General features: G+C 71.3%; 12 protein-coding genes and 1 tRNA gene. 2 read left to right on the top strand and 11 right to left on the bottom strand.

The genetic code is table 11. The features are described 5' to 3' along the window. Positions 1-12: 12 nt before the first annotated feature. The 6 genes from hfq to LRG10_RS08670 all read right to left on the bottom strand — a co-directional run bounded on the left by hfq (position 13) and on the right by LRG10_RS08670 (position 6,541). Positions 13-285: an RNA chaperone Hfq gene (hfq, locus tag LRG10_RS08645; RefSeq protein WP_201168915.1), complete on the bottom strand. Its 273-nt coding sequence runs from the start codon at positions 283-285 to the stop codon at positions 13-15. An 82-nt stretch (positions 286-367) separates the two neighbouring features. Continuing rightward, the gene (gene miaA, locus LRG10_RS08650; protein WP_201168917.1) at positions 368-1,300 is read right to left on the bottom strand and encodes a tRNA (adenosine(37)-N6)-dimethylallyltransferase MiaA; all 933 of its coding nucleotides are present in this window, start codon (positions 1,298-1,300) and stop codon (positions 368-370) included. Further along, positions 1,300-3,168: a DNA mismatch repair endonuclease MutL gene (mutL, locus tag LRG10_RS08655; RefSeq protein WP_238635153.1), complete on the bottom strand. Its 1,869-nt coding sequence runs from the start codon at positions 3,166-3,168 to the stop codon at positions 1,300-1,302. The genes miaA and mutL overlap by 1 nt, the downstream gene beginning before the upstream one ends. Before the next feature lie 9 nt (positions 3,169-3,177). Further along, entirely contained in the window at positions 3,178-4,473 is a 1,296-nt protein-coding gene (locus tag LRG10_RS08660; RefSeq protein ID WP_238635154.1) for an N-acetylmuramoyl-L-alanine amidase, read from the bottom strand. Between the two features lie 110 nt (positions 4,474-4,583). Further along, positions 4,584-5,045 (bottom strand): tRNA (adenosine(37)-N6)-threonylcarbamoyltransferase complex ATPase subunit type 1 TsaE, encoded by a 462-nt coding sequence (gene tsaE, locus LRG10_RS08665; RefSeq protein ID WP_201168927.1) that lies wholly within the window; start codon positions 5,043-5,045, stop codon positions 4,584-4,586. Positions 5,046-5,047: 2 nt separating this feature from the next. Beyond that, positions 5,048-6,541: an NAD(P)H-hydrate dehydratase gene (locus LRG10_RS08670; RefSeq protein ID WP_238635155.1), complete on the bottom strand. Its 1,494-nt coding sequence runs from the start codon at positions 6,539-6,541 to the stop codon at positions 5,048-5,050. Between the two features lie 82 nt (positions 6,542-6,623). On the opposite strand from LRG10_RS08670, the gene queG reads away from it, so the two are divergent. Next, the gene (queG, locus tag LRG10_RS08675) at positions 6,624-7,712 is read left to right on the top strand and encodes a tRNA epoxyqueuosine(34) reductase QueG (protein ID WP_201168933.1); all 1,089 of its coding nucleotides are present in this window, start codon (positions 6,624-6,626) and stop codon (positions 7,710-7,712) included. Here queG and panD read toward each other — a convergent pair. From panD to pcnB, 5 genes are all read right to left on the bottom strand, one after another. Next, complete coding sequence (gene panD, locus LRG10_RS08680) at positions 7,709-8,089, bottom strand: aspartate 1-decarboxylase (protein WP_201168936.1); 381 nt, start codon at positions 8,087-8,089, stop codon at positions 7,709-7,711. The genes queG and panD overlap by 4 nt on opposite strands. Before the next feature lie 104 nt (positions 8,090-8,193). After that, positions 8,194-9,051 (bottom strand): pantoate--beta-alanine ligase, encoded by an 858-nt coding sequence (gene panC / locus LRG10_RS08685; RefSeq protein WP_238635156.1) that lies wholly within the window; start codon positions 9,049-9,051, stop codon positions 8,194-8,196. Next, on the bottom strand, positions 9,048-9,875 hold the full coding sequence (gene panB / locus LRG10_RS08690; RefSeq protein ID WP_201168943.1) for a 3-methyl-2-oxobutanoate hydroxymethyltransferase: 828 nt from the start codon (positions 9,873-9,875) through the stop codon (positions 9,048-9,050). The genes panC and panB overlap by 4 nt, the downstream gene beginning before the upstream one ends. Before the next feature lie 90 nt (positions 9,876-9,965). Continuing rightward, a complete protein-coding gene (gene folK, locus LRG10_RS08695) occupies positions 9,966-10,508 on the bottom strand; it encodes a 2-amino-4-hydroxy-6-hydroxymethyldihydropteridine diphosphokinase (RefSeq protein WP_201241347.1) in 543 nt (180 codons plus the stop codon). Next, a complete protein-coding gene (pcnB, locus tag LRG10_RS08700; protein ID WP_238641405.1) occupies positions 10,505-11,815 on the bottom strand; it encodes a polynucleotide adenylyltransferase PcnB in 1,311 nt (436 codons plus the stop codon). Before pcnB ends, folK begins: the two co-directional genes overlap by 4 nt. 177 nt (positions 11,816-11,992) lie before the next feature. Between pcnB and LRG10_RS08705 the strand changes: the two genes are divergently transcribed. Beyond that, positions 11,993-12,067: transfer RNA gene (locus tag LRG10_RS08705), tRNA-Glu, on the top strand. Positions 12,068-12,104: the final 37 nt, after the last annotated feature.

The raw sequence follows: 12,104 nt of genomic DNA on the forward strand, positions 1-12,104 counted from the left end.
CCCTTGCGCTGATTAGTTATCGCTTGCCTCCTCGCCGACGACCGCCTCGGCGGATGCCTCTTCGCCCTGCTGCGGCAGGCGCACGCGCCGTGCCGGGACGATGGTCGAGATGGCGTGCTTGTACACCATCTGGTTGACGTTGTTGCGCAACAGCACCACGAACTGATCGAAGGACTCGATCTGCCCCTGCAGCTTGATCCCATTGACCAGGTAGATCGAGACCGGAACCTTTTCCTTGCGCAGGGTATTCAGAAAGGGTTCCTGCAATGACTGCCCCTTCGCCATGACGATTCGCCCCCAATGATTGTTGTTGTTATGACCCGCGAACCCCGCCGCAGGGGCGCCACTTGCTCATGGGAAAAGTGTATCACACGCCCCCGAGGGCCCCGGTGACATAGCTGTGAACCCGCGCCTCCAGCCCGTCGCCCGCCGTGAACCGGACTCCGTCGTCCTGCCCGCGCAACCAGGTGATCTGCCGCTTGGCGTACTGACGCGTGGCGCGCAGCCCCCGGCGGATCATTGTGGGGTGGTCGCAGGCGCCTTCCAGGTAATGCCAGACTTGCCTGTATCCGACCGCACGAATCGCCGGGAGTTCCTCGCCCAGATCGCCGCGGCGGTGCAGCGCCACCACCTCGCCCACCAGCCCGGCAGCGAGCATGGCCCGGAAACGGGCCTCGATGCGCCGGTGCAGCCAGGCACGCTCCGGCGGCTCGAGGATGACCTTCAGCGGCGCCTCGTCCAGCCCCGGCAGCCCCGGCTCGCGCTGGACCTCGCTCAGCGGTCGGCCGGTGAGCCGGTAGACCTCCAGCGCCCGCTGGATGCGCTGGCTGTCGTTGGGGTGCAGCCGTGCGGCACTCTCCGGATCCAGGGCCCACAGCCGCCGATGCAGCGCCTGCACGCCGTGGGCCGCCTCCTCCGCCGCCAACTCGGCGCGGATCCGGGTATCCGCCGGCGGCATGGGTGAGAGCCCGTGCTGAAGCGCCTGGAAATAGAGACCGGTCCCACCGACGAGCACCGGCAACCGCCCGCGGCCGCGGATGGCGGCGATGGCCGCCTGGGCGTCGCGGGCGAACTCCGCCGCCGAGTAGCGCTCGACCGGGTCGCGGATGTCGATCAGATGGTGCGGGCAGCGCGCGCGCACCGCGCGGGAGGGCTTGGCGGTCCCGATATCCAACCCTCGATAGATCTGCGCCGAATCGACACTGACGATCTCCCCGCCCAGCCGCTCGGCCAGGGAGAGGGCCAGCTCGCTCTTGCCGACGGCGGTAGGCCCCATGATGAAGACCACCGGCGCCGCCATCACCGCCCCCGCATGAACAGCCGCGCCAGCGCCTCGTCATCGAGCACGGTGTAGGTGGGCCGGCCGTGGTTGCACTGTGCCGCCCGCGGGGTGCGCTCGATATCACGCAACAGGGCGTCCATCTCGGCCCGCTCCAGGCGGCGCCCGGCGCGCACCGAGCCGTGGCAGGCCATCTGCGCGAGTAGCGCGTGCACCCGGTCCTCCACGCCACCGCCCACCCCTTCCGCCTCCAGCGCCGCCACCGCGTCGCGGACCAGCGCCGCCGCGTCGGCCTCGGCGAGCAGCGCCGGCACCCGGTGCACCCGCACCGACTCCGGGCCGGCCCGATCCACCTCCAGACCGGCCTGCGCCAGGGTGGCTGCGTGCAGCTCCACCCGCTCGGCTTCGGCGGGGGGCACCGGAACGCTCACCGGCACAAGCAGCGACTGGGTGGCGATCCCCGAGGCCGCCAGCTGCGCCTTCATCCGCTCGTAGACCACTCGCTCGTGGGCGGCGTGCATGTCCACCACCACCAAGCCCCGCTGGGACTCGGCAAGGATGTAGGCGTCACGGATCTGCCCCACGGCGTGGCCGAGCTCCGGCTCGGCCTCCTGCCGGGTGGCCGGATCCCCCGGGGTGGCTGGCTCTGCGGGGGCAGCCGGTGCCCCCGCGCTCCCCGGGGTACCGGCGGCCGCACCGGCGCCACCGCCATAGAGCTGCCGGGCCTCAGCCAGGGGCAGCCCCAGCTCCGCGGTGCCACCCTGCGATCCGTCGGCCCCGGTACGCGGCGCTACAGCCGACGCCACCCCCGGGGCCGTGCCAACACCGGCGGACGGGGCCCTCCCAGGCGAACCCGTCGCCGCGGGTGCCGCCGCGCCGGCCGGCTCCACCGTCGCCAGGGCGTCGGCAATCCGCCGTGCCAGGAAGTCGTGCACCGTGCGCCCGTCACGGAAACGCACCTCGTGCTTCATCGGGTGGACGTTAACGTCGACCCGCGCCGGATCCATCTCCAGGAAAAGGACATAGGCGGGGTAGTGGTCCCGGTAGAGGCAGTCGCTGTAGGCCTGGCGAATCCCGTGGGCCGCCCCCCGGTCACGCACCAGCCGCCCGTTGACGAACAGATACTGCAGATCCCCCTGGCGCCGCGCCGCGGTGGGCAGCCCCAGCCAGCCGCTGAGTTGCAGCCCGGCGCCCTCCAGCTCCACCGCCAGGGCGTGATCGGCGAAGGCACGCCCCAGCAGCTCGGCAAGGCGCTCGTGGCGCTCCGTCTCACTGACCGCCGGGGCCACCGACCACAGCCGCCGCCCCTGGTGGGCGAGCGAGAAACCGACATCCAACCGGCTCAGCGCCAACCGGCGCAGCGCCTCCTGGACGTGGTAAAGCTCGGTTCGCTCGGTGCGCAGGAACTTGCGCCGCCCCGGGGTGTTGTAGAAGAGATCATCGACGGTGACGGTGGTCCCCGGCGGCTGGGCCACCGGCTCCGGCGCGCCCAGCGCCCCACCGTCGCACCGCAGCTGATAACCGAGCTCGTCGTCGGCGGTGCGCGAGGCCAGGGTCAGCCGCGAAACGGCGGCGATACTCGGCAGCGCCTCGCCGCGGAACCCGAGGCTGGCGATCCGCTCCAGCTCCTCGAGGCCGGTGAGCTTGCTGGTCGCGTGCCGACGCAGGGCCAGCTCCAGCTCCCCGGGCGGGATGCCGCCGCCGTCGTCGGCGATGCGGATACGCTGCTTGCCGCCGCGCTCGATCTGCACCTCGATGCGCCCGGCGCCGGCGTCAAGGCTGTTCTCGACCAGCTCCTTGACCACCGACCCGGGGCGCTCGACCACCTCGCCCGCGGCGATCTGGTCGATCAGATTATCCGGCAGGGGGTGAATGCCGCGCGTACTCATGCGCGCATTCTAAGGGATGACCAGTGTGCTGCCAGCGCGGATCTGATCCCCGGAGAGGTCGTTGACCTCGCGCAGGCGCTCGGTGCTGACCTCGTACCGCTGCGCAATCACCGACAGGTTCTCACCGCGCTGAACCTCGTGCTCGCGCTGGCCGTTCTGGCCTGCATCGGCCATGCGCAGCTCAGGGAGGATGTGGCGCTCGGCGTACTCGCGTACGCCGGCGACGATCCCCTCGGCCAGGTCACGCTGATAGCTGCGGGTGTTCAGCCGGCGCTCCTCCTCGGGGTTGGTCAGAAAGCCCAGCTCGATGAGCAGCGAGGGCATGTCCAGGGACTTGAGCACGGCAAAACCGGCCTGGTCGACGCGGTTGCGCAGCAGATCCGCGTGGCGGTCGAGCTGGGGCAGCAGGTACTCACCCATCTCCAGGCTCGCCTCAATCGTGTGCCCCCGGGAGAGGTCCACCAGCACCGAGGCCACGGTGTCGTCCTTGTCCTCCAGCGAGACCCCACCGATGAAGTCGGCCGCATTCTCCCGCCGCGCCAGCACCCGCGCCTGCTCCGAGGTGGCCCCGTCCAGGGACAGCGCGTAGACCGAGGCGCCCTTAACGTTGGGATTCTCCGCCCCATCAGCGTGAATGGAGAGGAAGATGTCGGCGTTGCCCTCCCGGGCGACCCGGGTGCGGTCGCGCAGGTTCATGTAGTAATCGCCCTCGCGAACCATCAGCGGCCGCAGGCCCTGGGCCTCCTTCATCAGGTCGTAGAGCTGGCGGGAAACCTCCAGGACCACATCCTTCTCGAAGGTCCCGTCGGGGCCGATGGCGCCGGGGTCGACCCCGCCGTGGCCAGCGTCGATGGCGACGATCACCTCGCGTGTCTCGCGCTCCGAGGCGGAGCGCACCGCCTGCCGGCGCTCGCCCTGCTTGCCGCCCAGATCCACCACCAGGCGCTGGCCGCCGTCGTCGCCGCCGCCGATCACGAAGCTGCGCGCCTCCACCTCGCGGCTGACGTCGAGGACCACGCGCAGCCCGCCGCCTTCCTGCCGGCCGGTGCGGATTCCATCGAGCACCCCGCCCCGCGGCAGATCGGCAGCACCGAGTTCGACGCCTTCGAAGTCGATCACCACCCGGTGCGGATCCGGCAGGGTGAAAACCCGATGCTCCGGCACCTGATCCAGGTCGAAGACCACCCGGGTGCGGTCGTCCTCATCGGAAAGCCGCACATTGTCGATAGTCGCGGCCGGCGCCGCATGGGCCGCCAGCAGCCCGATCAGCAGCCCGATCCATGCCAGGCCATAGCCCCGCCTCAACGCTCCTCCTCGCACCTCGTGGTCGCCCGTTGCTGCCTCTCAAGGCTATGCCGGGCGCCGGCCGGCTTCAAGGGTTTTTTCCCGATAGACGAGAAGATAAGGAGCAAAACTCAAGCGCTACCTGAATCCAGCGCCGCCACCGCTCCGCGGCCTCGCGCCGTCTCGGCGCGGACCGTCGCACGCCGTGCGGCGCCGACGTACCCCAACGTCACCGACAGATCCGCGGGCGGCAGCACCCCGGCGCCGCGCCCCGGCCACTCGACCAGCGCCAGCGTCCCCGTCGCCTCGATCTCCTCGACGCCCAGGAAGTAAAGCTCCTCGGGGTCGGCCAGGCGGTAAAGATCCAGGTGTAGGACGGACCCGGCGGCCGTGGCGTAGGGCTCAAGCAGCGTGTACGTGGGGCTGCGCACCGGGCCGGCCACCCCGCGGGCGCGCAGCAACCCGCGGGCCAGGGTGGTCTTGCCCGCTCCCAGGTCGCCGTGCAGGTAGACCACCCCCTCGGAGAGCACCGCGGCCAGCGCCGCCCCCAGGGCTTCGGTGGCCGCGGCGTCGGCGAGATCACACTGCCACATGCTCACGCCGCCGCCTCCCCCTCGGCGAGAACCGCCGGCAACCAGCCGAGCAGGTCGCTGGCGAGCAGGCCGCGCTCACCGCCCAGAGCCGCAGCGGCCCGCTCCCCGGCCCGGCCGTGGACGTGGGCCGCCACCGCCGCCATACGGGCCCGATCGGCCCCCGGACACTGGGCCCACAGCCCGGCCACCACCCCGGTGAGCACATCCCCCATGCCGCCGCTGGCCATCCCCGGCGTCCCGGCGCTGGCCAGATAGCGCGCTCGACCGTCGTCGACCAGGGTCCCCGCCCCCTTGAGCAGGGCCACCGCCTGCCACCCCGAGGCCAGCTCGCGCACGGCGGCGAAGCGGTCAGCGGCGATCGCCGTGGTGTCCCAGTCGGCGCCGAGCAACCGCGCCGCTTCACCGGGGTGCGGCGTCAGCACAGCGTCGGCCAGCGGCCGCCCGTCGGCGGCGAGCAGGTTGAGCCCGTCCGCATCGACCACGCGGGGGCGGGCCACATCCCGGCAAGCCGCCCACATCGCACGCCCCCAGGCCCCCTGGCCCAGCCCCGGACCCAGGGCGACCACGCTGGCGCGGCTGAGCAGCGGCGCCAGCTCCTCGGCACGATCGATGCCGTGGGCCATGACCGCCGGACACGGACCCACCACCGCCGGCACGTGCTCCGGGCGCGTCGCCACGCTCACCAGCCCGGCGCCGCTGCGCCCCGCCGCCTCGGCGGCCAGGCGCACCGCACCGGCCATACCGCGATCCCCGCCGACCACCAGCACATGCCCCTGCTGCCCCTTGTGCGCATCCCGCGGCCGGGGCGGCAGCAACGCGCCGACATCCGCCGGTGTCGCCTGCCACGCATGGGGCAACTCCGCGCCGGCGGTCCACGTCGCCGTACCGAGATCGTCGAAGACCACCGCCCCGGCGCAGGCCGGGCCGCGACCGGTGAACAGCCCACTCTTGCGGGCGACGAAGGTCGCGGTAAGCTGCGCCCGGACCGCGACCCCCATCTCGGCCCCGGTGCGCCCGTGGATGCCGGAGGGGATATCCACCGACGCCACCGGCGCGGGGGTGGCATTGACGGCCGTCACCGCCTCGGCGAACGCCCCGCTCACCGGCCGATCCAGCCCGGTGCCGAGCAGCGCGTCGACGATCACGTCGACCCCGTCCAGGGCCTCGGGCTCGAACGGTCGACAGATCCCGCCCCCGTCTAGGTAACGCTGCGCGTGGCGGGCCGCATCCCCGCTCAGCCGCTCCGGCGGCACCAGGTAGAGGACCTCCACCGCCAGCCCGGCCCGGCCGGCCAGACGGGCCACCACGTATCCGTCACCACCGTTGTTGCCGCCGCCGCAGACCACGGCCAACCGCCCTGCCCCCGGCCAACGCTGGCGCATCTCCTGCCAGAGCCGCCGGCCGGCACGGTCCATGAGCACCTCGCCGGCGATACCGGCACGGATGGCCGCCTGATCCAGGCGGGCCACTTGGTCGGGGGTGTAGAGCTCACGCATGGGGTTCTGCTCGCCTCCAGGTCGAACGCGCACGGCGGGGGGGGTTCCCCCCGGCCCCGGAACGCTCCATTCTGAACGGTCTATGCCCGACGCTGAACCGACCGCACTCCAGTCCGCCGCCCTCGCCGGCTCCATCCGCACCTGGGCCGCCGAGTTGGGCTTCTCGGCCTGCGGCATCGCCGGCACCGAGCTGGCGCAGGACGAAGCGCGCCTGATCCGCTGGCTGCAGGCTGGTCACCAGGGCGAAATGGGCTTCATGGGCCGCCACGGGCGCAAGCGGGCGCGGCCCCGGCAGCTGGTCCCCGGGACCCGTTCGGTGGTCGTGGTGCGCATGGACTACACCCCGGATCGGGCGGCGGAGCCCCGCGCCGTGCTCGAGGCCCGCCAACGCGCCTTCATCACCCGCTACAGCCTGGGCCGCGACTACCACAAGCTGATGCGACGGCGGCTGCAGCGACTCGCCGAACGCATCCAGTCCACCATCGGCCCCTTCGGCTACCGCGCCTTCGTCGACAGCGCCCCGGTCCTCGAGCGCGCGCTGGCTCGCGAGGCCGGGCTGGGCTGGATCGGCAAGAACACCATGCTGCTCAATCGCCACGCCGGGTCGTACTTCTTCCTCGGCGAGCTATTCACGGACCTGCCGCTGCCCACGGACGATCCGGTCCGCGCGCATTGCGGCAGCTGCCGACGCTGCCTGCGCGCCTGCCCGACGAACGCCTTCACCGGCCCCTACCAGCTCGACGCGCGCCGCTGCATCTCTTATCTGACCATCGAGCATCCGGGCTCGATCCCCGAGCCCCTGCGCCCGGCCATGGGCAACCGCATCTTCGGCTGCGACGACTGTCAGCTGGTCTGCCCCTGGAATCGTTACGCCCACCCCACCGCCGAGGACGATTTCCAGCCCCGCCACGGTCTGGACGACGCGGATCTGGTGGCGCTGTTCAACTGGGACGAGGCCACCTTCCTCGAGCGCACGGCGGGCTCCGCCATCCGGCGGATCGGCCACGAGCGATGGCTGCGCAACCTGGCGGTGGCACTGGGCAACGCCGCACCCACGCCCGAGGTGGTCGAGGCGCTCGGACAGCGGCTCAACCACCCCTCGGCCCTGGTACGGGAACACGTGCGGTGGGCCCTGGCGCGGCACGGAGCCACGCCGCGGGGGACGGACTAGGCGACCTGCAGCGGGATGCTGCCGCGCCGCTGGGTAATGCGGTTGTCCGCATCGAGATAAGCCAGACGGGGCTGGAATTCGCCCAGCTCCGACTCCGGGACACCGGCGTAGGCGCAGATGATCACCCGATCACCCTCGCTGCACTTGTGGGCCGCCGCCCCGTTCATGGAGATCATCCGCGAGCCCCGCTCACCGATGATGGCGTAGGTCACAAAGCGCTCGCCGTTCTCGATGTTGTAGACGTGGATCTGCTCGTACTCGTGGATGCCGACTGCTTCCAACAGGTCCAGATCAATGGCGCAGGAGCCCTCGTACTCGAGCTCGGTCTGCGTGACGCGGGCCTGATGCAGCTTGCCCTTGAGCATGTTCAGTTGCATGGCTCAAACCTCTATGCCGCGAAATCACATGCCGATCCGATTGATGAAGAACCGGTCATGTGCACCTGCACAATCGGCAGCTCAGCGATTATGCACGCCCTCGGTTACCGGTTCAATCGCGCCTCGACGTTGTCGATCAGCCGCGCCGTACCCAGGCGCGCCGCCCCCAGGCACACCAGCCGCGGCTCATCCCCGCGCGGCTCGGCCAGATCATCGCAGCGGCGGACCGCTACGTACTCGGCGGCGTCGAACCCCGCCGCCTCCAGCCGCCGGCAGGCCTCGGCTTCGAGCTGCTGCCAGTCCCGCCGCCCGGCCTCCAGGGCCGCCGCCAACTCGCGGAGCGTGACGTAGAGCGCCGGCGCCCGCCGACGCTGCTCCGCATCCAAGTAGCCGTTGCGTGAACTCAGCGCCAGACCGTCGTCCTCGCGGACGACGGGCACCTCGACGATCTCCACCGGCAGATCCAGATCGGCCACCACCCGGCGCACCACCTGCAGCTGCTGGTAATCCTTGCGCCCGAAGGCCGCCGCATCCGGCTCGACGATGTTGAGCAGCTTGATCACCACCACCGCCACCCCGGCGAAGTGGCCCGGCCGGGCCGCCCCGCACAGGGTCTGCGTCAATGCCGGCACGTCGACCCCGGTCCAGGGCGGCTCGACGCCGGGGTACATCTCCCGCGCGGTGGGCGCGAAGACGGCGTCCACGCCGCGCCCCTGCAGGGCGGCCAGATCGGCGTCCAGCGTGCGCGGGTAGGCGTCGTAGTCCTCCCCGGGGCCGAACTGCAGCGGATTGACGAAGATCGACACCACCAGCCGGTCCACGCACCCGGCCAGGCGGTCGACCAGCTCCAGGTGGCCGCGATGGAGGTTGCCCATGGTCGGCACCAGCCCGACGCGCTCGCCGCGCCCGCGCCAGGCGCGCGAGAGCTCGCGCATGGCGTTGCGTTCGGTGACCCGCTTCAAGCCTCGAACCCGTGCTCTGGCCCTGGAAAGGTGCCGTCGCGCACCGCCGCCGCGTAGGCGGCCAGCGCCGCCTGCACACTCCCCGTCTCGGCACCGAAGGCCCGGGCGAAGCGCGGCGGCTGCTCGGTGACGCCGAGCACGTCGTGGAGCACCAGGATCTGCCCATCGCAGCCGCCGCCGGCGCCGATACCCACCACGGGGATGCTCAGCTGCTCGCTGAGCTGCCGCGCCAGGGGGGTGGGCACGCACTCGAGGATGAGCAGATCGGCCCCGGCCGCCTCCAGCGCCCGGGCATCGGCCTCCATGCGCTCGGCGTCGGCCTGCTCGCGCCCCTGCACCCGGTAGCCGCCGAGCTTATGGACCTGCTGCGGCTTCAGCCCCAAGTGGCCGCAGACCGGGATCCCGTTCACGGCCAGGCGCTCGACCAGCGCTGCCTGCTCGGCACCGCCCTCGAGCTTGACCATTTGCGCCCCGCCCTCCTTCATCAGACGCCCAGCGTTGTGCAGCCCCTGCTCCACGTCGGTATGGCTCATGAAGGGCAGATCCGCCACCACCAGCGCCCGCTGGCAGGCCCGTGCCACGCAGCAGGTGTGGTAGACGATGTCGTCCACGGTTACCGGCAGGGTGGTCTCGTGACCCTGGACCACCATGCCGAGGGAGTCGCCGATGAGCAGCAGATCCACCCCGGCGCGCTCGCAGGCGGCCGCGAAGCCGTAGTCGTAGGCCGTCAGACAGACCAGGGGCTGGCCCTCGCGCTTCATCGCGCGCATGCGGGAGACCGTCACGGCCCCGCCGGAGGCGTGCTTGCGATCACCGCTGGACATGGGAGTCAACCTCGGCTTGAGAAAGGTGGGACAGAGTACAGCGCCACTGGCTCCCGATTGAAGTACCCATCGCCGTAACGCGTCCAGCCTTCAGGCCGGTTCCTGCAGCGACCGGTGCTCGAAGCCGGCCACGGCGCCAACCCGCTCCAGGGCATCGACGCCGAGCGCCGCGGCGGCGTCGGCCAGCGCCCCGGCGCCGGGCAAGCGAACCCCGGGGGCGATCTCAAGCAGCGGATGGACCACGAACGGCCGCCGGGCCAGCTCCGGATGCGGCACCTGCAGCCGCGGCTCCTCCACCTGCATCTGACCGTAGAGCAGCAGGTCCAGATCCAGGGTCCGCGGCCCCCAGCGCACCCCGTCGCGCCGCCGCTGCTGCGCGGCCTCAATGCCGAGCAGGGCGTCGAGCAAGGCCAGCGGGCCCAGCCGCGTCTCCAGCGCCGCCACGGCGTTGATGAAATCGGGCTGTGCCGGCACGCCCGGCGCCTGCAGCGCCGGGTTGCGGTAGAGGCTGGAGACGGCCTGGACCCGGCAGTCGGCGAGCAGATCCAGGCGCACCACCGCCCGCTCGACCTGCCGGCGCGGCTGCTCGAGGTTACTGCCCAGGCCGACGTAGGCCGTGATGGCCGTGCTCATTCCGCCGACTCCTCCGGGGTCGACGCCGCGGTGCCATTCCCGCCACCCTCGCCATTGCCCTTGCCACGGCCCCGGCCGCCGCGCCGGCGCCGCCCACCGCGGCTGCTCTTCTTCTTCTGCGAGGGCGGGCGCTCGGGCTGCTCCTGGAACTCGCGCCACCACTGCGCCAGCTCGGCGGGGGCGTCACCCGCCCCGGCGCGCAGCTCGAGGAAGTCGTAAGCGGCGCGGAAGCGCGGATGCCCGAGCAGCCGCTGTGCCCGCTTGCCACCGCGCCGCGCGAAACGCGGCTGCAGGGTCCAGATCTCGCGCATGGGGATGCTGAAACGCTTGGGCAGCGCGATGCGCGCCTGCTGCATGGCCTGCACCTCGGCGGCCGCCTGCTGCAGCGCCGGGATCGGCGCCTCGCCGGCCTCGACCAGATCGGCCTCGCGCCGACGGACCGCCGGCCAGAGCAGCGCCGCAAACAGGAAGGCCGGGGTCACCGGCTTGTCGGCGCCGATGCGCTCGTCGGTATTGCGCAGCGCCGCGGCGATGAACGGCACCCACTGCTCGTTGCCCTCATCCTCCAGCGCCTCGGCGGTCAGCGGCAGCAGCGAATCGAACAGCCCATAGTGGCGCAGCATCTCGAAGGCATCCAGCGCGTCGCCGGACATGAACAGCTTCAGCGCCTCGTCGAAGAGCCGCGCCGGAGGCATGTCGGCCACGCTGCCGGCCATCTCGTGCATCGGCGCCGCCGTCTCCGGATGGATGCGGAAGCCGAGCTTCAGGGCGAAACGCACGGCACGCAGCATGCGCACCGGGTCCTCCTGGTAGCGCTCGCGCGGATCGCCGATCAACCGGATGACCCCGGCCTCCAGATCGTCCATGCCGCCGGCGTGATCGACCACGGAGAAGTCGTCGATGTTGTAGTAGAGGGCGTTGACGGTGAAATCGCGGCGCAGGGCATCCTCGGCCAATGTGCCGTAGACGTTGTCACGGACAATGCGGCCGTTCTCGATCACCCGCTCGCCGTCGGCACCATCGCCATCGCCGTCGCCATCGCCGTCCTCCGGCGGATGCAGGGCGCGGAAAGTGGCCACCTCGATGATCTCGGCGCCGAAGTGGACGTGAGCCAGGCGGAAGCGCCGGCCGATGAGCCGGCAGTTGCGGAAGAGCCTGCGCACTTCCTCGGGCCGGGCGTTGGTGGCCACATCGAAGTCCTTGGGCTCGCGGCCGAGCGAGAGGTCGCGCACCCCGCCACCGACCATGTAGGCCTGGTAGCCGGCGTTGCGCAGACGATAAAGGACTTTCAGGGCGTTATCGCTGATGTCCGCGCGCGAGATGCTGTGCGCATCCCGGGGGATGATGGTTGGCTCGGCTTCGGCCAGCCGTTGAAGTTGGAGACCATTGTCGGACGTAATGGCTAACCACCCTTGTGTGAGTGACGAAGATCGTTATAATACCACCCTCGTTGCTGACGGTTGAGCCGTACAGGACGAGACAGCGCTCCCATCGTCTAGCGGTTAGGACGCCGCCCTCTCAAGGCGGAAACAGGGGTTCGAATCCCCTTGGGAGCGCCACCTTACTCCTCTCTTCTTGAGCCGCGCAGCGGCCTCC

It is taken from the genome of Halorhodospira sp. 9628, from assembly GCF_022228075.1.
In the GTDB taxonomy this organism is placed as follows: Bacteria; Pseudomonadota; Gammaproteobacteria; order Nitrococcales; family Halorhodospiraceae; genus Halorhodospira; species Halorhodospira halophila_A.